Origin of the sequence: Haloprofundus sp. MHR1, assembly GCF_005155585.1 — an archaeon.
Classification (GTDB): Archaea; Halobacteriota; Halobacteria; order Halobacteriales; family Haloferacaceae; genus Haloprofundus; species Haloprofundus halophilus.
The window spans coordinates 552,686-569,731 of record NZ_CP039833.1 but is presented as its reverse complement, the minus strand read 5'-3'; the positions used below and the strand labels follow the sequence as shown (position 1 = coordinate 569,731).

The window sequence follows — 17,046 nt, the reverse complement described above, 5'->3', positions numbered from 1 at the left end:
CGACCGCCTGCGACGCTGACGAACTCCGAGGTCGATGACGCGTACATACCGGACGGACGGTCGCTTCGTACGTAATTTTTGGCACGGAGCGACTTCTCGGACGACGAACGCGCCGGCCCAGTTCTCTCTCCCGCGGCGGGGCGATTCGTCGCTCTCGGCGGCTATCGCTCCGACGCGCCGACGGGGCGGGCACAGCCGTCGACGTCGAGGACGTTCAGCGAGTCGTCGAGGACGATACACATCGAGTCCCCTCCGGTGGAGATATCGAGTCGGATCTCCAGCGGGTCGCAGGAGACGACGTCGGTTCGCTCGTCGCTGACGCACCACGGGAGCGTCCAGAACGGTCGGGTGCTCAGGTCGACGCCTCGTTCGGCGTGGAACGTCATCACGTCGGCGTTGTCCAGCAGGTTGAGTCCGACCGCCGAGTGCAGGCGATTGTGACACCGGTGGCACTCGTGAGTGACCTGCACGTCGAGTCCCGGGTACGTCGTCTCCCGCGAGAGCGCGGTCTCCATCTTCCCCATGCACTCGGGGCAGACGCCGTCGGCGGCGAGACAGTAGTGGTGGCGGACGTGGTGGTGAAACGCCTGCAGCAGTTCCGCCGGCGTCCGGTCGTCGAGGCCGCCCGGCGGGAACGGGTAGCTGACGTGGACCGTCCCGCAGTCGCCGCAGGCGATGGTGAGTCGCTCCTCGGCGTACCACGCTTGCAACCCGCCGCCGCAGTCGTAGCAGTCGCCGTCGGCGTCGAACGGCTCCAGTTCGGCGCGGTCGGTGAACGTCCCCGCGAAGACGGCGCGGACGACTTTCCAGCCGGGGTACCGGAATGTGTAGCCCTCGTCGGTCCGGCGGACGAAGTGGTCGGTGAGCTTCTTGAGGTGGTAGTTGAAGTGGGCGCTGTCGTCGATGTCGACGCGCTCGTACAGCTCCGAGAAGGAGACGGGTTCCTCGGAGCCGTCCTCGTCCAGGAGCGCCTGGAGAATCTCGATCCGCGTGTCGTTGCCGAGGAGGGCGAACGCTTCGGCGGGGGCGATACCGGCGTCGCTCTCGGGGGCTACCGACTCGTTCCCGGCGGAGTGGCTCATGTCAACACCTTACGATGCCCGGGGCAAAGCCGTTGCGCCCCTCGGAACCGTTACTGAAATTCGCTTCAGCGGAGCGTCCGTCGAACAGTCGGCGAACAGCTATGCGTCTGGGGACTGCCCACTCGCCCGCGATGAGTTCCCCTACCGACGACTCCGACGAGGATGCGCCGCCCGGGTGGACGACCGAAGAGCGAGACGACGACGTCCGTTCGTGGCTCGGACCCGACGAGCGCGTCGTCTGCGCCCGCGAGGGCGACGGATGGAGCGCCTACGCCGTCCCCCGTAGCGAACTCGGCGCGTCGCACCGGACGCCGCTGACCGAGGATTCGACCGGCTTCGACAAGGTACTCTCGGCGGCACGCGACTACATGGAGCGAAACAGCAACGAAGCGTGAACGGGATCGAGAGAGCGCGAGTGAACCGACTGGCTCACTCCGGCAGCGCCCGCTCGATACCGCGTCGAATTCGGTCCTCGTCGGGGACGTAGTCGTCCTCTCTGGCGAACAGCGGGTACGGCACGTCGTAGCCGGTGACCCGCTGGACCGGTGCTTCGAGATAGTAGAGCGCCCGGTCGTTGATTCGGGCGGTTATCTCGGCGGCCATTCCTCCTGTTTTGGGCGCTTCGTGTACCACGACGCAACGGCCGGTCTTGCGAACCGACTCCAGCACCGTCTCCGTGTCGAGCGGGACGATGCTCCGCGGGTCGACCACCTCGACGTTCGCGTCGACGTTCTCGGCCGCGTCGAGCACGCGGTGACGCATCGCGCCCCACGCGACCACCGTCACGTCGTCGCCCTCGCGCACCACGTCGGCTTCGCCGAGCGGGACCGTATACTCACCTTCGGGCATCTCCTCGCGGAACGACCGATAGAGACGCGTCGGCTCGAAGAAGACGACCGGGTCGGGGTCGCGGATGGAACTCGTCAGCAGTCCCTTCGCGTCGGCGGGTGTCGAGGGAACGACGACCTTCAACCCCGGCGTGTGGGCGTACCCAGCCTCGAAGCTCTCGGAATGATGTTCGAGCGCGTGTATACCGCCGCCGTACGGCGCTCGAATCGTCATCGGGCAGTTGAGTTCGCCGCGCGTCCGACTGCGGAGGCGGGAGACGTGCTGTTGTATCTGGTGGAACGCCTGGTGCATGAACCCCGAGAACTCGATCTCGGGGACCGGTGTGAAGCCGTAGACGCCGAGACCGACGCCGAGGCCGACGATTCCCGCTTCGGCGACGGGCGCGTCGTACACTCGGTTCGGATACTCGTCGAGGAGTCCCTGCGTCGCCCGGAAGACGCCGCCGTTTCGACCCACGTCCTGCCCGTAGACGACGACGGAGTCGTCGCGTGCCATCTCCGCGAACAACGTGTCGCGGACGGCTTCGACCAATCGCAGTTTCTCAGTCACGGTCCTCACCTCTGAAGGCCGCACGTTGGCGCTCGACCTCCGGAATGGGCGTCTCGTAGGCGTACTCGAACATCTCCTCGACGTCGACGGCCTCGCGACCCTCGTTCCCCAGTCGGATCTCCTCGCGGAGGTCGTCTTCTATCGACGCTTCGATGTCGGCGATGCGGTCGTCGTCCAGAGTGTCCCGATTGCGGAGGTAGGTCTCGAACCGAGTGAGTGGGTCGCGTGCCTCCCACTCCTCCTCTTCCTCCTCCTGGCGGTAGACGGAGGGGTCGTCGGAGGTTGTGTGCAGAGAGCGGCGGTAAGTCAGCGCCTCGACGAAGACGGGGTCGCCCTCGCGGGCGCTCTCGAGGGCGTCGCGCACTACGGCGTAGGTCCCGAGCACGTCGTTGCCATCGACCTGCACGCCCTCGATGCCGGCAGCAGCGGCTTTCTGGGCTAGCGTCTCCGCCCGAGTCTGCTTGGCGCGCGGGACCGAGATGGCGTACTGGTTGTTCTGACAGAGGAAGACGGTGTGAGAGCCGAAGACGCCCGCGAGGTTGGTCGCCTCGTACACGTCGCCTTCCGATGTCGCGCCGTCGCCGAAGTAGACGAGCGACGCGGCGTCTTCGTCCGCTATCTCCTGAGCCCACCCGAGACCGGCCCCGTGCAGTGCCTGCGAGCCGACCGGGATCGACGGCGGCATGTTCCGACTCTCGCGGGTCGTCGCCGACCCCTCCTCCATTCCCATTGCGTACCACAGGAGCATGTGCGGCGGCGTCCCGCGGGCGAGGTAAGCGGGTGTCTCGCGGAACGAGGTCACCATCCAGTCCTCGTCGGCGAGCGCGTGGGCGCTGCCGACCTGCGCGGCCTCCTGTCCGGTGGCTGGCGCGTAGGTGCCGAGCTCGCCCCGCCGCTGCAGGGCGATAGCCCGTTCGTCGAGTCGGCGGGATCGTTTCATCGTCCAGTACATCTCGAGCAGGTCGTCCTCGGAGAGGTCGGGCTCCAACTCGGCGTCGACGCTCCCGTCGGGCTCCAGCACCTGCACGTGGTCTATCGAGAGTTCGTAGGCTGTTTCGCGTGGCACGGTTGTGCGGGTGTGCAGCGAGGAGCTACTTAGTTTGATGTCGGCCCTCCGACGGGCGAGCGACGACCGTCGAATCGGCATCCGGCGGTGGTTCGCTGTGGTCCCGTTTCTGGTCGGCGCGCTGTTCGCGACTCTCTGGGTCGCGCCGATTCTGGCCGTCCCGGCGTTCTTCGTCGCCCGCGCGGTCAACACCGCCTCGGTCACGCTCGGCAACCAGTATCTGAACGACCGTATCGACTCGGTCGGGCGGGCGACGGTGCTCTCCTCGGCGTCGATGGTCTACTCGCTGGCGGTGGTCCCGTTCGAGGTGGTCGGCGGGGTCGTCGCCGACGCGACGTCTCCGCTCGGCACACTGGCGCTGTTCGGGGTCGTGTTGGTCGTCGGCGCGGCGACGATGCGAGCGCTGGCGCAACCAGTCGCCTGACCGGTCCCGCATCGCCCGTCGATCGATTCACGGTCCGCTCTCGCGAAACACGGCGGCGGCGGTCCGAATCGACTCGCCGCCGAGCGTCGCGACGCCCGCCGCGAGCCCGAGCGTCGAGAGCAGGAGAATCTCCCACGCCGCGAGCGGGTCGCCGCTAGCCAGTCGCGGAAGCGTCGCGCCGAGCAGCGAGAAGAGGAGCGCGACGGCGACAACCGTGCGGGTCTGACCGCGTCTGGCCGCGCTCTCGTCGGTTTCGTCCGTTTCCGTCTCCTCGTCGGCACCAGTTTTCGTCTTCTCGTCAACGTCGGTGCCGCCGTCGGCCTCAGCGTTCATCGCGCACCTCCGGCGGCGCGATGGCGTCTCTCGTGCGGTTCGTCGAAACTCCTATGTCGTGAAACCGTCTGTCTCCACATGCTCAATCCTCTCAAGGGGAACGAGCACCGCGTCGGTGTCCCACCACCGACCACTGCTGATGCTCGTGTTTTACTCAGACGGCTTTGGCTGCAATAAGCGCGAGCCAACCACGGTGAAAGTGGTTGTGCGGTCGAGGCCGCGTCGTAGCTACCCCGTACGGGGCCTCAGACCTGGTTCCACGGCGCGTCGTCGAAGTCGACGATGCGCTCCTCGCGGTCGAGGCTGTCGATGGTCGAGACGTCCTTGTCGTCCAGTTCCAGCGCTTCGGCCTCGAAGTTCTGCCGGATGTGCTCCTCGCCGGTCGCCTTCGGGATGGGCGCGACTTCGTCCTTCGAGAGCAGCCACGCGAGCGCGACCTGCGCGGGGCTCGCGTCGTGTTTCTCGGCGATATCTCGAATCTCGGAGACGTCGGCGACGCCGTTGCGGGCGATGGGACAGTACGCGACCAGCCAGTGGTCGTCCTCGCGGGCGTACTCGCGGAGTTCGTCCTGCTGGAGCATCGGGTGCATCTCGACCTGGTGGGCGAAGATGGGCGCGTCGAGGTGGTCTTTCGCCTCGTCGAGCTGGTCGGGGCGGAAGTTGCTGAGGCCGACGTGCTCGACGACGCCCTCGTCGACGAGTTCGTCCAGCGCGGGCAGCGTCTCCTCGGGGTCGTAGGTGTTCAGCGGCCAGTGGACGTACATGAGGTCGATGGTGTCGACGCCGAGTTTCTCGGCGCTCTCGCGGGTCGTCTCCAGCACGTCGTCGTAGCCGAGGTTTCCGGTGTCGAGTTTCGTCGCGACGAAGAGGTCGTCGCGAGACACACCTGCTGCGTCGATTCCGTCGCCGACGGCCTCCTCGTTCTCGTAGCCCTGCGCGGTGTCGACGTGGCGGTAACCGACGTCGATTGCCGTCTCGACGCTCGTCGCGCACTGGTCGAGGTCTTTGTTCTGGTACGTACCGAGACCGAGTCGTGGGAACTCCATGGGGTCAGTTCGCGGAGACGACGCCAAAATCCTCCGGTCGCGGCAGGACCGTCTACTTCGCGCTCGCCGGGTGAGAGACGCCGCAACGCCCAACAGTCACGGTCCCGTACAGCGACAGTATGTCCGAACTCGTCATCTACGGCTCGTACGGCTACACCGGGTCGCTCGTCGCCGAGAAGGCCGTCGAGCGCGGTCTCGACCCGATTCTCGTCGGGCGAGACGCCGAGGAGGTTACCGCCCAAGCCGACGAACTCGGGGTCCGCGCCCGCGTCGCTTCCCTCGACACCGTCGCCGACCGAATCGACGACGCCCACACCGTGTTGAACTGCGCCGGGCCGTTCTCGGAGACGGCCGAACCGATGGTCGACGCCTGCCTCGACGCGGGCGCGAACTACCTCGACATCACCGGCGAGATACAGGTGTTCGAGCGGCTGAAGCGCCGCGGCCCGGAGGCCGAAGAAGCCGGCGTCACGATTCTGCCCGGAGTCGGCTTCGACGTGGTGCCGACCGACTGTCTCGCCGCTCACCTCGCCGAGAGACTCCCGGAGGCGACGCACCTCTCGCTGGGGTTCGACACCTCGGGGTCGCTGTCGACGGGGACGCTGAAGACGGCTATCGAAGGCCTCGGCGAGGGTGGCGCGATTCGCGAGGACGGAAAGCTCCACCACGTACCGAGCGGGTGGAAGACGCGGGAAATCGACTTCGGCCGCGGGTGGCGCACCGCCGTCACCATCCCGTGGGGCGACGTGTCGACGGCGTACACGACGACGGGCATCCCGAACATCGAGGTGTACGCGGCGTTCCCCGAATCGACGCGGCGGACGATGGAGGCGCAGCGGTACCTCGCTCCGCTGCTGGAGACGAAGCCGGCGAAGCGGTTGCTCAAACGGCTGGCCGACCGCTATGTCGGGAATCCGAGCGCCGAGGAGCGAGCGGACGCGACGGTGTACGTCTGGGGCGAGGCGGCCGCCGACGGCGACGAGCGCGTCGTCTCCCGCCTCCGAACGCCGCACGCCTACGCGCTCACGGCCGAGACAGCGATTCTGTGCGCCGAAAAGACGCTCGCCGGCGACGCGCCGCCGGGGTATCAGACGCCCGCGAGCGCGTTCGGCCCCGACCTGATTTTAGCGGTACCGGGCGTCGAGCGAACCGACGACGACGTTCGAGCGAGCGACGAAGCCGAAGAGTCCGAGAACGTCGACGAAGCCGAGGGCGACGTGAGCGAGATCGAGTCCGACGACGAGACGGCAGAGGGAGTCGACGACGAGGTCATCGAGAAGCGCGAAGTCGTCGAGGAAGCCGACGACGACGCCGCTGTGACGGGCGAGTCGGACGCTGCGGACGAGGAAGAGTCAGACGCTACGGACGAGAACGAGGAAACCAGCGGGGTCGACGCGGAAGCGGACTCGGAGGCGAACTCGGACGACGAGGCCAGACCGGACGAGTAACCGCCGTCAGTCGAACAACCGGACCGGTTCGATACCGTACTCCTCGAAGTACTCCAGCAACACCGGCAGGCGCTCGCGGAGTTCGCGCGGGCGGTGCGAGTCGGTGCCGACGGTGAAACCGACGTCGCGTTCCAAGAGCAGTGCGAGAAGCGGCGGCGACGGGTGGACCTCGCCGTACTCCCGGAGGACGCGTCCGGCGTTTATCTCGGGGACGGTCCGGGAGTGCGCGAACGCGTCGGCGACGCGTTCGTAGTGGTCGGCGGTGGCGTAGCCGCGGAGCGCGGGGTTTCGCTCGACGAGGTCGACGTGGGCGGCGATCTCGAACAGTTCCGACTCGACGAGCGAGACGACTTTCTCGAAGTAGTCGTCGACGTACGCCTGCTGTTCGGCCTCGGATTTCGCCGCGAAGAACCCCTCGGTGTGGACGTTCGTCCCGTCGAGTCGGTGGACGCTCCCGACGGCGTAATCGAACCCGGCGTCGTCGAGGAACGCACGGATGTCGTCCTCGTCGCGCGGGTCGTAGTCCATCTCGACGGCGTCGAAGACGCGGACGTCGAACGACTCGCGGAGCGAGTCGATGGCCGCCCGCCGACGCGGATACGTCTGGTCGAGGTTGAACCCGAGTTCGTAGGTCCGCCGGCGGGCCTGGTCGCGGGTGGAGGCGTTGCAGTGGTCGGCGAACCCGACGGCGTCGAGACCGGCCTCCTCGGCCGCGCGCAGCATCCGATAGAGGAACTTGCCGTCCGAGTACGTCGAGTGAATATGGTAGTCGTGAGTCGGCGGCACGTTCGTCCATAGACGGGCACGCGGATAGACGTTTCTGCTGCCGATTCGGACGCGGTAGTTCGTGCCGAACCCGCAGCGAGCGCGGACGAGAGGACCGCGGAGGCGCCGTCCGCCGTCCGGTAGGTGGCGACTGCGACGCCAATACGGAGCGCGTCTTTGTGGGCCTCTCGCAAACGGTTGCGCGTGACGAAACGTTCTTCAACGGGCCTCGCGCACAGTCGGTATGCCGACGGAACCCGACACGGGCTACAACCCGAACTTAGGGAGGAAGTTCATTTTCGTCACCGGGGGTGTGATGTCCGGACTCGGCAAAGGAATCACGGCAGCCAGCACCGGGCGCTTGCTGTCGAACGCCGGGTTCGACGTCACCGCGGTGAAGATCGACCCCTACCTGAACGTGGACGCCGGAACGATGAACCCGTACCAGCACGGCGAGGTGTACGTGCTGAAGGACGGCGGCGAGGTCGACCTGGACCTCGGGAACTACGAGCGGTTCCTCGGGGTCGACATGACCTCCGACCACAACGTCACCACGGGCAAGACGTACCAGCACGTCATCGAGAAGGAGCGCGCCGGCGACTACCTCGGGAAGACGGTCCAGATCATCCCGCACATCACCGACGACATCAAGCGTCGCGTGCGCGAGGCCGCCGAGGGTACCGACGTCTGTCTCGTCGAGGTCGGCGGGACGGTCGGCGACATCGAGTCGATGCCGTACCTCGAAGCGCTCCGGCAGTTCGCCCACGAGGAGGACGAGGAGGACATCCTCTTCATGCACGTCACGCTCGTCCCCGACTCGAAGAACGGCGAGCAGAAGACGAAACCCACCCAGCACAGCGTCAAGGAACTGCGGAGCATCGGGCTTCAGCCGGACATCCTCATCGGCCGCAACCAGAACCGCCTCGACATCGACACGAAGGAGAAGATCGCGCTGTTCTGCGACGTGCCCACCGAGGCCGTCTTCTCGAACCCCGACGTGGACGACATCTACCACGTCCCGCTGATGGTCGAGGAGGAGGGACTCGACGAGTACGTGATGCAGCGGCTTGGACTCGGCGACGAGGCGCTCCCCGAAGGCGAGCGCGACAACCGCTGGCGCGACCTCGTGACGCGCAACCGGGAGGGATCCGTCGATATCGCGCTCGTCGGCAAGTACGACCTCGAAGACGCCTACATGTCCGTCCGCGAGGCGCTCAAGCACGCCGGCATCGAAACGGGCGTCGAGGTGAACGTCCACTGGGTCGACTCCGACGAGATGCGCGACCACCACACCGAACGCCTGGAGAGCGCCGACGGCATCGTCGTCCCCGGCGGATTCGGCTCCCGCGGCACCAGGGGGAAGATAGCGGCCATCCGCTACGCTCGCGAGAACGATATCCCCTTCCTCGGCCTCTGTCTCGGCTTCCAGATGGCGGTCGTCGAGTACGCTCGCAACGTTCTCGGGTGGGAGGACGCCCACTCGGCGGAACTCGACCCCGACACTACCCACCCCGTCATCGACCTCCTGCCCGACCAGTACGACCTCGAAGATATGGGCGGGACGATGCGCCTCGGCGCGCACGACACCGACATCGAGCCGGGGACGCTCGCACATCGCGTCTACGGTGCCGACACCTGTACCGAACGGCACCGACACCGCTACGAGGTGAACCCCGAGTACTTCTCGGAACTCGAATCCGGTGCCCTGACGTTCTCGGGGAAGTCCGGAAACCGCATGGAGATCGTCGAACTCGGGGACCACCCGTACTTCCTGGGAACGCAGTTCCACCCCGAGTACCGCTCGCGGCCCGACAGGGCGAGTCCGCCGTTCGTCGGTCTCGTCGAAGCGATTCTCGAACAAACTGAGGAAGTCACGGAGGTCGAAGCCTAATGGTCGACACCGACTCGTTCATCGACGAAGCCGTCGCAGAGATCAGAGAAGAAGTGGGCGACGCCAACGCCGTCATCGCGCTCTCGGGCGGCGTCGACTCCTCGGTCGCCGCCGCGCTCGCCTACGAGGCCGTCGGCGAGCAGCTCACCCCCGTCTACGTCGACACCGGCCTGATGCGCAAAGGCGAGACCGAGGGCATCCGCGAAATCTTCAGTTTCATGGAGAGCCTCCGCGTCGTCGACGCGCACGAGCGCTTCTTCGAGGCGCTCTCGGGCGTCGTCGACCCGGAGAAGAAGCGCGAGGTCATCGGCGAGCAGTTCATCCGCGAGTTCGAGCGCGAAGCGAAGGACACCGACGCCGACTACCTCGTGCAGGGGACCATCTACCCCGACCGCATCGAATCGGAGGGCGGCATCAAGTCGCACCACAACGTCGGCGGCCTCCCGGACGTCGTCGACTTCGAGGGCATCGTCGAACCGGTCCGCGACCTCTACAAGGACGAAGTCCGCGAAGTCGCCCGCGCGCTCGATTTAGAGGAGGTCGTCGCCGAGCGGATGCCGTTCCCCGGCCCCGGTCTGGCCGTCCGCGTCATCGGCGAAGTCACACAGGAGAAAGTCGAGGTGGCCCGCGAGGCGTGCCACGTCGTCGAAGAGGAACTGGAGGAGTACGACCCGTGGCAGGCGTTCGCCGCCGTCGTCGGCAAAGGGACCGGCGTGAAAGGCGACAACCGCGTCCACGGGTGGATCGTCGCCGTCCGCTCGGTCGAGAGCCGAGACGGGATGACCGCCCGCGCCCAGGAACTCGACTGGGAGACGCTCCAGCGCATCCAGAGCCGAATCACCGGAACGAACGACAACGTCGCGCGCGTCGTCTACGACGTGACGCACAAGCCGCCCGCGACCATCGAGTACGAGTAACTCGACGAACGCGACTCGACTCGGCCCGCTTCGACAGCCCTTCACACCCCACGTAATCTATGAAAGCGATACTCTGCGGTCCCGACGAGAACGGACTGGCCGACGCCCTCACCGACGAGGGAGTCGAACTCACGCGCATCGACGGCGTCGTCACCCGCCCGGCGCTCGAAGACGCCGGCGTCGTCGACGCCGCCCTCGTCGTCCTCACCGACGTCGCGGAGGCGACGGCGATTCCGCTGGCGAAGGAGCTGAACCCCGACGTGCGCGTCGTCGTCTACGCGGAGCAGTCGCTCCCGGAGTTCGCGAAGGGGCAGGCAGATCTCGCGGTCGACCCGAAACTGCTCTCGGCGTCAGTTGTCGCCGAAGAGCTCGTCTGAGCCGCGTCTACTCCGTTTTCCGCTCCCGTTGTTCGGACACTGCCCGTTTCCCGGCTTCGACGCCGGCGTCGCCGCCGCCTTCGTCGTTGTACGCCCTCGCGAACGTCTCGGCGGCATCGAGCGCCGCGTCGTCGCCGCGTACCTCCGCGAACGGCTCCACGTCGCCGAAGTTCGACGTCTCCTCGCGGGCGACGGCGAGGCGGTAGGTGTCCGTCTCGGCGTGTTCGGTGTTCGGTTCCGACGGCATCGCGACGAGCGTCGCGCCGTGGTCGACGTGCCGGAAGACGGTGACCGGTCGCGGGTCGTACTTCCGGTCGATGAACTCGGGGTCGGACTCCTCGTACCAGCCGTCCGGAATGCGGTCTGTGTCCATCGTGGGATGTACGGGAGCGAGCGAGGTAAACACGGGGGCGGTTCGGGAGCGAGGTACACGCAGGAGCGACTCGGGAGCGAAGCGAGCCAACGACGCCACGCTTATTCGCCACGCCGCCGTCGTCACGGCCATGACACTCGACCGACTCGAAGACCTCGACCCCGCGGACGGAGAACTCGAGACGGCGGAACTCGTCGTCACCGACGACGTGCTCGTGAAGGCGTTCGCGCTCGGTCCCGGCGCGGAACTCTCGCCGCACGAACACGCCGACAGCACGAACGTCTTCCACGTGCTTCGCGGCACGGTGACGGTGGTTCAGGGCGACGACGAGGAAGCGGTCGACGCGCCGGGCGTCGTCCTCCACGAGCGCGGCGTCGTCCACGGCGCGCGCAACGACACCGACGAGACGGCCGTCCTCACCGCGAGTCTCTGCCCGCTCCCGTCGTGAGCGGACGGGGCGAAAACACCGTCCAGCGTTGCCACCGTCGAAATCCCGATACGGCGAGGTTCCCAACGACGTTGCATGACGCGCGTCACCGCCGCCGGGCGACTCCACTTCGGCTTCTGTAATCTGAGCCTCGCCCACGAGCGGTTGTACGGCGCGCTGGGCGCGGCGCTCGACGGGCCCGAACTCGCCGTCGACGTGACGCCCGACGACGCGGTGACCGTCGACCTCGCGGAGCGCGTCGACGCACGGGCCGAGACGATTCACGAGTACGCCGGTCGGGCGACCAGACTGCTCGGCGTCCCCGGCGCACGCGTCCGCGTCGAGTCGTCGCTGCCGCGGCACGTGGGTCTCGGGAGCGGAACGCAACTGGCGCTCTCGGTCTTCGCGGGCGTCGCCGGCGCGTACGACTACGCGCCGGACGTGCGCGAGCGGGCACCGGCGCTTGGCCGCGGCGGTCGTTCGGGCGTCGGCGTCGCCGCCTTCGAATCGGGAGGGTTCGTTCTCGACGCGGGCCACCCGACGGCGCGCTTCACCGCCGACAGACCCGAAGACGGCGAGTGGGCCGTCCCGTCGGTAGCCGCGCGCCACCGAATCCCCGACGACTGGCGGTTTCTCGTCGTGCTGCCCGACGCCGCGCCCGGAAAGAGCGACGCCGACGAGGACGCGAGCATGCGCGCCGCCGTCGAGCGCGCCGACCCGACCATCGCCGACCGCATCTCCGGCATCGTCGTCCGTCGAGTGCTCCCCGCCGTCGCCGGCGACGCGCCCGAGCGGTTCGGCGAGGCGGTGGCCGAAATCGGCCGCCTCAACGGCGCGTGGTACGCCGACGAGCAGGGCGGCGTCTACCGCCCGCCGGTCGGCGGACTCGTCGCGTCGCTCGACGACGCGCCCGCGGTGTACGGCGCCGGACAGTCGTCGTGGGGGCCGGCCGTCTACGGCGTCACCGACGCCGCGCGCGCCGACGCCGCTCGGGAGGCGGGCGAGAAAGCGCTGGCGGCGGCCGGTATCGACGGCGACGTGTTCGTCTCCGCACCGCGGAACGTCGGCGCGCGAGTCGAGTGATGCGTCGGACCACCCGCATCTGACGAGTCGTGTCGTGTCGGGCAACCCGACTGTCCGGCGTAACGACTATCCCGGCGGCCTTCGACGGGCGGCCATGGAGAACCTCCCCTTCGGCATCTCGCGCTTCGACTCCGTCATCGGCGGCGGCGCACCGCCGGGCAACGTCGTCCTCCTGTCGGGCGAGTCCGGGGCGGGTGCGCGGGAGTTCCTGCAGACGAGCGCGGCGATGAACGCGCTGGCGCACGCCGACAACGACTTGTTCGAGCTGTACTACGGCTCGCTTGGCGAGAACACGCGGTTGCCCGACGAAGTTCACTACCTCTCGTTTACGACCGACGAGGAGTACATCGGACGGGAGTTGGCGTACACGCTGGCCGACGACATCGTCGACGCGGCGCTCTCGGAGATTCGGTTCCGGGACTTCTCGCCGGAGTACTTCCAACTGAGTCCGGTCCCGAGAGAGTGGTACGTCGGCGAGACGTCGACGATTCGCGATCTGGGCGCGCGACACAACCGCGAGGACGTGATGGGTGCCCTCGGCGAGTACCTCGGCGAGCACGCGGCCGGTAACCTGGTTCTCGTCGACTCCATCACCGACCTCGTCGGGGCCGTCTCCGACGAGATGGCGTGGTCCGACATCGCGATGGTGATGAAAGGGCTCCGGAAGGCCGCCCACCAGTGGGGCGGACTCATCATCCTGCTCGTCAACGAGGAGACGTTGGGTCCCAAAGAGTTGGGACTGCTGACCGACGCCGCCGGCGGGACGCTCCGCTTCCGGTGGGAGTCGGGCGGGTCCAAGCGCGCCCGGACGATGGTCGTCGAGGAGTTCCGCGGCGTCCTCTCGCGTATCGAGGGCGAGAACATCGTCCGCTTCGAGGTCGAGATAGCGGAGTCGGGACTCGACGTGAGCGACGTCAGAAAGATACGTTGAGCGAACATTTAAGACGCGAGACGCATAGAGCTATTTCAGATGGCTGACGACCGGGCAGAACCGAGCGACGAGTCGGCGTGGAAGTCGACAGCGCCGGTCGGGTCGAGCGCCGAGACCGACGACACCGGAGAGAGTCCCGACACGTCGGACGCGGAGCCGTTCGCCGACCGCTCCGAGGACCGCCCGCAGTCGGCGGACGGCGACGCGACCGCCGAATCGACGCTCGACGCGCTGACGACGCGACTCGATGGCCTCGACGAGCGGGTCGACGGCGTCCAGTCCGACGTCGACGAGAAGATCGGCGACGTCCGCGACCGCGTCGTCCAGGTCAAACGCGAGACGGACGCGAAAGCGCCGCTCGACCACGAGCACCCCGAGATTCGGCAGGCGGTGGCGGAGGCGAGCGCCGACGTGGAGGCGCTGGAACGTCGCGTCGAGTCGCTCTCGGCGGACCTCGACTCGGAACTCGCCGAGCGGGTTGAGACGGCCGAAGAACGGTTGACGACGCTCGCCCGGGTGACGGTCGACCTTCGAGACCGGGTGCAGCGAGCGGAGGCGGCGATAGCCGCCGACCGCGAACTCGACGAGTTTCTCGAATCGGCGCACAGAAACGGCGTGAGCGGAGGCGTCTGCGCGGACTGCGGCGAGACGGTCCACCTCGGACTGCTCTCGTCGCCGACGTGCCCGCACTGCGGCGCACGGTTCGACGGCGTCACTCCGCCGGGTTGGCCGTTCGGGTCGGCGACGCTGACGACCGACGCCGCGAGCACCGCCGAGGACGACCCGACCGGTCTGACAAACTTCGATGTCTGAGGAGTATCCCGACGGCGGGCCGGCGAGGCGTAACGGTGACGACGCCGATTCCGACGACACCGACGACACCGCCGCCACTCACGACACCGACGACACTCGCGACATCACCAATACTCACGACACCGACAACACTGCCGACACCGACGACACTCGCGACATCACCAATACTCACGACACCGACAACACTGCCGACACCGACGACACCTACAACGTCGGCGACACCAACCCGTTCGAGCAGTTGTCGGCCGGCGGAAACACAGACGTCTCGGACCCGTGGGCCGACCTCAAGCCGACGGCCGGCGGCGACGGCGTCGACGCCGGGAGGTTCGACTCCGGGAGCGCAGACGCCGATGCCGCCGATTTCGACTTCTCCGCCGTCGACGAGTGGGCCGACGCCGTCGTCGAAGAGCGTCGGACAGGCCGCCGGACGTGGACCGACGGTGTCACCGTCGGCGAGACCCCCCTCGACGCGCCGGATGGCGACGACACACCCGTCGAGGTCGGCGACGGCGAGACGTACGTCGTCTCGAAGCGCCACTACTGTCAGACCTGCCCGCACTTCGAGTCGCCGCCGGGCTTCGGCTGCGGCCACGAGGGGACCGACATCGTCGAGACGGTCGGGTTCGAGCGGTTCCGCGTGCGGGACTGCCCGATGGTCGACGACGACGGCGGTGCCGGAAGCAGTCGGCGGGCGGCCCACGCCGTCGCCGACGCGCCCGGCGGCGGCCGCGCTCGCCGCGACGCGGAGAGCGAAGACGGCTCCGACTGACCTTTCAGGGCGGAACGAGTAGACGGGGATATGCAGTTCTGCGACGACTGCGGTTCGATGATGATGAACCAGGACGGCGCGATGGTCTGTACGAACTGCGGCGCGAGCGCCGACCGCGACGAGGAGCGCGCCGCCGAGTTCGTCTCCACCGAATCGCAGGCCGACAGCGAGGTCATCGAAACCGAAGAGGGCGCGGACTTCGAGGGGAAACCGACCGCCAACGACGTGACCTGCGACAACTGCGGCCACGGCGAGGCGTGGTACACCATCAAGCAGACGGCGTCGGCCGACGAACCGCCGACGCGGTTCTTTAAATGTAAGGAGTGCGGCTACCGGTGGCGCGAGTACAACTGAGTTAGTCGAACTCCGAAACGAGAAACCCGCTCACCGTCTCCGCCACCTTCGCCGATTGGCCGACGAAGAAGTGGTCGGCCTCCATCTCGACGACGGCACACTCCAGTTCGCGCGCCCTGTCGACGACGGGTTCCCAGTCGGCGGTCGTGTCGCGCGTTCCGTACACCACCTGCACCGGGGCGCGAATCTCGTACAGCGCACCCACCGCGTCGAGGCCGTGTTTCTCGCCGATCTGTGCGGCCGGAGCCAACGCGCTGAGGGCCGCCGGGTCCACCGTGTCGCGGGCCTCGGCCGCGGCGAGCAGCGCGATTGCGCCGCCGAAACTGAAGCCGAACAGGGCGACGGAGTCGTAGCGCTCGGCGGCCCAGTCGAGGGCGTTCAGCGCGTCGGTTCGCTCGCCGCGGCCCTCGTCCCAGTCGCCGTAGTCGAAGCGCAAGCAGTCGACTTCTCTCTCGGTGAGCGCGTCGGCGACGGCGACGAGTCGTTCGTCGCCGCGGTGACCGCGGTGCTGGGGATGCGGCGGGCAGGCGACGACGACGTTTTCGGTCGACGCGTCGCTCGCGTCGAGCGTCGCGCGAACGTCTCTCCCGCCCGGAATCAACACGGTCTTCGAATCTGTCACACGAACTCTTGGCCGCATGAGGTTTTAAGGCCAGCGTACACAAGGAGGAGGTATGGGAATACTCTCGCGGATGTCGTACGTCGTGCGGTCGAAGATCAACGCCCTCCTCAACCGCGCGGAGGACCCGAACGAGACGCTCGACTACTCCTACGAGCAGATGCGCGACGAACTCCAGGACGTCAAGCAGGGTATCGCGGACCTGACGACCCAGAAGAAGCGCCTCGAGATACAGAAACGCCGTCTCGAGGAGAACGTCGAGAAACACAACGAACAGGCCCGCGAAGCGGTGCGACAGGACCGCGAGGACCTCGCGCGGAAAGCCCTCGAAAAGAAGCAGTCGAAGATGACACAGATCGAGGAGCTCGAGGGGCAGGTCGCGCAACTGCAGAACACCCAGGACGAACTGGTCGAGAAGAAGAACCAGTTGGAGAGCCGCATCGAGGAGTTCCGCACGAAGAAGGAGACGATGAAGGCGCGCTACGAAGCGGCGGAAGCGTCCAGTCGCGTCTCCGAGGCGATGACCGGCGTCGGCGACGAGATGGAGGACGTCGGCCGCGCTATCGAGCGCGCCGAGGAGCAAACCGACGAGATGGAGGCGCGCTCGGCGGCGATGGACGAACTGCAGGAGACGGGCGCGTTCGACGACGCGCTGTCGGACAAGGACTCCATCGACCGCGAACTCGACTCGATGCGGAGCGGTGGCGAGGTCGACAGCGAACTGGAGACGCTGAAAGCCGAGATGGGCAAGTCCTCCGGCGAGACCGAGAGCGACACCGCGAGCGACGAGGAGATAGACGCCCAACTCGAAGACCTGCAGTCCTCGGAGACGGACGAGGAGACCGAAGCCGACCTCGAAGAGCTGGAGAACGAAGAGGAGTCGCGCGCGGAGTGACGTGGTAATCCGCCGGGCACCGGATCCCGCAGCGG

21 protein-coding genes are annotated in these 17,046 nt (G+C 67.4%); 13 read left to right on the top strand and 8 right to left on the bottom strand.

Annotated elements, in window-relative coordinates; translation table 11 throughout:
* Window positions 1-161: 161 nt before the first annotated feature.
* Window positions 162-1,082 (bottom strand): helix-turn-helix domain-containing protein, encoded by a 921-nt coding sequence (locus tag FCF25_RS02750; protein ID WP_137047259.1) that lies wholly within the window; start codon window positions 1,080-1,082, stop codon window positions 162-164.
* Window positions 1,083-1,213: 131 nt separating this feature from the next.
* Between FCF25_RS02750 and FCF25_RS02745 the strand changes: the two genes are divergently transcribed.
* Entirely contained in the window at window positions 1,214-1,477 is a 264-nt protein-coding gene (locus FCF25_RS02745) for a hypothetical protein (protein WP_137047258.1), read from the top strand.
* Between the two features lie 34 nt (window positions 1,478-1,511).
* On the opposite strand, the gene FCF25_RS02740 is transcribed toward FCF25_RS02745, so the two are convergent.
* Window positions 1,512-2,480 (bottom strand): alpha-ketoacid dehydrogenase subunit beta, encoded by a 969-nt coding sequence (locus tag FCF25_RS02740; RefSeq protein WP_117595300.1) that lies wholly within the window; start codon window positions 2,478-2,480, stop codon window positions 1,512-1,514.
* Complete coding sequence (pdhA, locus tag FCF25_RS02735) at window positions 2,473-3,546, bottom strand: pyruvate dehydrogenase (acetyl-transferring) E1 component subunit alpha (protein ID WP_137047257.1); 1,074 nt, start codon at window positions 3,544-3,546, stop codon at window positions 2,473-2,475. The genes FCF25_RS02740 and pdhA overlap by 8 nt, the downstream gene beginning before the upstream one ends.
* A 37-nt stretch (window positions 3,547-3,583) precedes the next feature.
* Between pdhA and FCF25_RS02730 the strand changes: the two genes are divergently transcribed.
* A complete protein-coding gene (locus FCF25_RS02730) occupies window positions 3,584-3,970 on the top strand; it encodes a hypothetical protein (RefSeq protein WP_137047256.1) in 387 nt (128 codons plus the stop codon).
* Between the two features lie 27 nt (window positions 3,971-3,997).
* Here FCF25_RS02730 and FCF25_RS02725 read toward each other — a convergent pair whose 3' ends face one another.
* On the bottom strand, window positions 3,998-4,303 hold the full coding sequence (locus tag FCF25_RS02725; protein ID WP_137047255.1) for a hypothetical protein: 306 nt from the start codon (window positions 4,301-4,303) through the stop codon (window positions 3,998-4,000).
* Between the two features lie 245 nt (window positions 4,304-4,548).
* Window positions 4,549-5,349, bottom strand: a complete 801-nt coding sequence (locus tag FCF25_RS02720; RefSeq protein WP_137047254.1) for an aldo/keto reductase — start codon at window positions 5,347-5,349, stop codon at window positions 4,549-4,551.
* A gap of 119 nt (window positions 5,350-5,468) precedes the next feature.
* Between FCF25_RS02720 and FCF25_RS02715 the strand changes: the two genes are divergently transcribed.
* The gene (locus FCF25_RS02715) at window positions 5,469-6,797 is read left to right on the top strand and encodes a trans-acting enoyl reductase family protein (protein WP_137047253.1); all 1,329 of its coding nucleotides are present in this window, start codon (window positions 5,469-5,471) and stop codon (window positions 6,795-6,797) included.
* Window positions 6,798-6,803: 6 nt separating this feature from the next.
* Here FCF25_RS02715 and FCF25_RS02710 read toward each other — a convergent pair whose 3' ends face one another.
* Window positions 6,804-7,520, bottom strand: coding sequence for a PHP domain-containing protein (locus FCF25_RS02710; protein WP_117595299.1), 717 nt, complete (start codon window positions 7,518-7,520; stop codon window positions 6,804-6,806).
* 286 nt (window positions 7,521-7,806) lie between these two features.
* Between FCF25_RS02710 and pyrG the strand changes: the two genes are divergently transcribed.
* The 3 genes from pyrG to FCF25_RS02695 are packed head-to-tail and all read left to right on the top strand — an operon-like array spanning window position 7,807 to window position 10,747.
* Entirely contained in the window at window positions 7,807-9,453 is a 1,647-nt protein-coding gene (gene pyrG / locus FCF25_RS02705) for a glutamine hydrolyzing CTP synthase (RefSeq protein ID WP_137047252.1), read from the top strand.
* On the top strand, window positions 9,453-10,370 hold the full coding sequence (guaA, locus tag FCF25_RS02700; protein ID WP_117594640.1) for a glutamine-hydrolyzing GMP synthase: 918 nt from the start codon (window positions 9,453-9,455) through the stop codon (window positions 10,368-10,370). Before pyrG ends, guaA begins: the two co-directional genes overlap by 1 nt.
* Before the next feature lie 59 nt (window positions 10,371-10,429).
* Window positions 10,430-10,747: a CTP synthetase gene (locus tag FCF25_RS02695; protein WP_137047251.1), complete on the top strand. Its 318-nt coding sequence runs from the start codon at window positions 10,430-10,432 to the stop codon at window positions 10,745-10,747.
* Window positions 10,748-10,754: 7 nt separating this feature from the next.
* Here the strand turns inward: FCF25_RS02695 and FCF25_RS02690 are convergent, their stop codons facing one another.
* Window positions 10,755-11,120, bottom strand: coding sequence for a hypothetical protein (locus tag FCF25_RS02690; protein ID WP_117594638.1), 366 nt, complete (start codon window positions 11,118-11,120; stop codon window positions 10,755-10,757).
* Window positions 11,121-11,250: 130 nt separating this feature from the next.
* On the opposite strand from FCF25_RS02690, the gene FCF25_RS02685 reads away from it, so the two are divergent.
* From FCF25_RS02685 to FCF25_RS02660, 6 genes are all read left to right on the top strand, one after another.
* Window positions 11,251-11,568 carry a cupin domain-containing protein gene (locus FCF25_RS02685; protein ID WP_117594637.1) on the top strand — a complete coding sequence of 106 codons (318 nt, stop codon included), beginning with the start codon at window positions 11,251-11,253 and terminating at the stop codon, window positions 11,566-11,568.
* A 75-nt stretch (window positions 11,569-11,643) separates the two neighbouring features.
* Window positions 11,644-12,630 carry a beta-ribofuranosylaminobenzene 5'-phosphate synthase family protein gene (locus FCF25_RS02680; protein WP_117594636.1) on the top strand — a complete coding sequence of 329 codons (987 nt, stop codon included), beginning with the start codon at window positions 11,644-11,646 and terminating at the stop codon, window positions 12,628-12,630.
* A 94-nt stretch (window positions 12,631-12,724) separates the two neighbouring features.
* Window positions 12,725-13,561, top strand: coding sequence for an HTR-like protein (locus tag FCF25_RS02675; protein WP_137047250.1), 837 nt, complete (start codon window positions 12,725-12,727; stop codon window positions 13,559-13,561).
* A 39-nt stretch (window positions 13,562-13,600) separates the two neighbouring features.
* Window positions 13,601-14,374 carry a hypothetical protein gene (locus FCF25_RS02670; protein WP_137047249.1) on the top strand — a complete coding sequence of 258 codons (774 nt, stop codon included), beginning with the start codon at window positions 13,601-13,603 and terminating at the stop codon, window positions 14,372-14,374.
* Window positions 14,367-15,143 carry a hypothetical protein gene (locus FCF25_RS02665; RefSeq protein WP_137047248.1) on the top strand — a complete coding sequence of 259 codons (777 nt, stop codon included), beginning with the start codon at window positions 14,367-14,369 and terminating at the stop codon, window positions 15,141-15,143. The genes FCF25_RS02670 and FCF25_RS02665 overlap by 8 nt, the downstream gene beginning before the upstream one ends.
* A 30-nt stretch (window positions 15,144-15,173) precedes the next feature.
* Window positions 15,174-15,497: a transcription factor S gene (locus FCF25_RS02660; protein ID WP_137047247.1), complete on the top strand. Its 324-nt coding sequence runs from the start codon at window positions 15,174-15,176 to the stop codon at window positions 15,495-15,497.
* A 1-nt stretch (window position 15,498) separates the two neighbouring features.
* Here FCF25_RS02660 and FCF25_RS02655 read toward each other — a convergent pair whose 3' ends face one another.
* Complete coding sequence (locus FCF25_RS02655) at window positions 15,499-16,095, bottom strand: alpha/beta hydrolase (protein ID WP_394347883.1); 597 nt, start codon at window positions 16,093-16,095, stop codon at window positions 15,499-15,501.
* Between the two features lie 76 nt (window positions 16,096-16,171).
* Between FCF25_RS02655 and FCF25_RS02650 the strand changes: the two genes are divergently transcribed.
* Window positions 16,172-17,011: a PspA/IM30 family protein gene (locus tag FCF25_RS02650; protein ID WP_117594630.1), complete on the top strand. Its 840-nt coding sequence runs from the start codon at window positions 16,172-16,174 to the stop codon at window positions 17,009-17,011.
* Window positions 17,012-17,046 lie beyond the last annotated feature (35 nt).

Coding starts and splice junctions, on each gene's coding strand:
- FCF25_RS02750 (WP_137047259.1), bottom strand. CDS start 1,082: ATGAGCCACTCCGCCGGGAACGAGTCGGTAGCCCCCGAGAGCGACGCC.
- FCF25_RS02745 (WP_137047258.1), top strand. CDS start 1,214: ATGAGTTCCCCTACCGACGACTCCGACGAGGATGCGCCGCCCGGGTGG.
- FCF25_RS02730 (WP_137047256.1), top strand. CDS start 3,584: ATGTCGGCCCTCCGACGGGCGAGCGACGACCGTCGAATCGGCATCCGG.
- FCF25_RS02725 (WP_137047255.1), bottom strand. CDS start 4,303: ATGAACGCTGAGGCCGACGGCGGCACCGACGTTGACGAGAAGACGAAA.
- FCF25_RS02720 (WP_137047254.1), bottom strand. CDS start 5,349: ATGGAGTTCCCACGACTCGGTCTCGGTACGTACCAGAACAAAGACCTC.
- FCF25_RS02715 (WP_137047253.1), top strand. CDS start 5,469: ATGTCCGAACTCGTCATCTACGGCTCGTACGGCTACACCGGGTCGCTC.
- FCF25_RS02710 (WP_117595299.1), bottom strand. CDS start 7,520: ATGCTGCGCGCGGCCGAGGAGGCCGGTCTCGACGCCGTCGGGTTCGCC.
- pyrG (WP_137047252.1), top strand. CDS start 7,807: ATGCCGACGGAACCCGACACGGGCTACAACCCGAACTTAGGGAGGAAG.
- guaA (WP_117594640.1), top strand. CDS start 9,453: ATGGTCGACACCGACTCGTTCATCGACGAAGCCGTCGCAGAGATCAGA.
- FCF25_RS02695 (WP_137047251.1), top strand. CDS start 10,430: ATGAAAGCGATACTCTGCGGTCCCGACGAGAACGGACTGGCCGACGCC.
- FCF25_RS02690 (WP_117594638.1), bottom strand. CDS start 11,120: ATGGACACAGACCGCATTCCGGACGGCTGGTACGAGGAGTCCGACCCC.
- FCF25_RS02685 (WP_117594637.1), top strand. CDS start 11,251: ATGACACTCGACCGACTCGAAGACCTCGACCCCGCGGACGGAGAACTC.
- FCF25_RS02680 (WP_117594636.1), top strand. CDS start 11,644: ATGACGCGCGTCACCGCCGCCGGGCGACTCCACTTCGGCTTCTGTAAT.
- FCF25_RS02675 (WP_137047250.1), top strand. CDS start 12,725: ATGGAGAACCTCCCCTTCGGCATCTCGCGCTTCGACTCCGTCATCGGC.
- FCF25_RS02670 (WP_137047249.1), top strand. CDS start 13,601: ATGGCTGACGACCGGGCAGAACCGAGCGACGAGTCGGCGTGGAAGTCG.
- FCF25_RS02665 (WP_137047248.1), top strand. CDS start 14,367: ATGTCTGAGGAGTATCCCGACGGCGGGCCGGCGAGGCGTAACGGTGAC.
- FCF25_RS02660 (WP_137047247.1), top strand. CDS start 15,174: ATGCAGTTCTGCGACGACTGCGGTTCGATGATGATGAACCAGGACGGC.
- FCF25_RS02650 (WP_117594630.1), top strand. CDS start 16,172: ATGGGAATACTCTCGCGGATGTCGTACGTCGTGCGGTCGAAGATCAAC.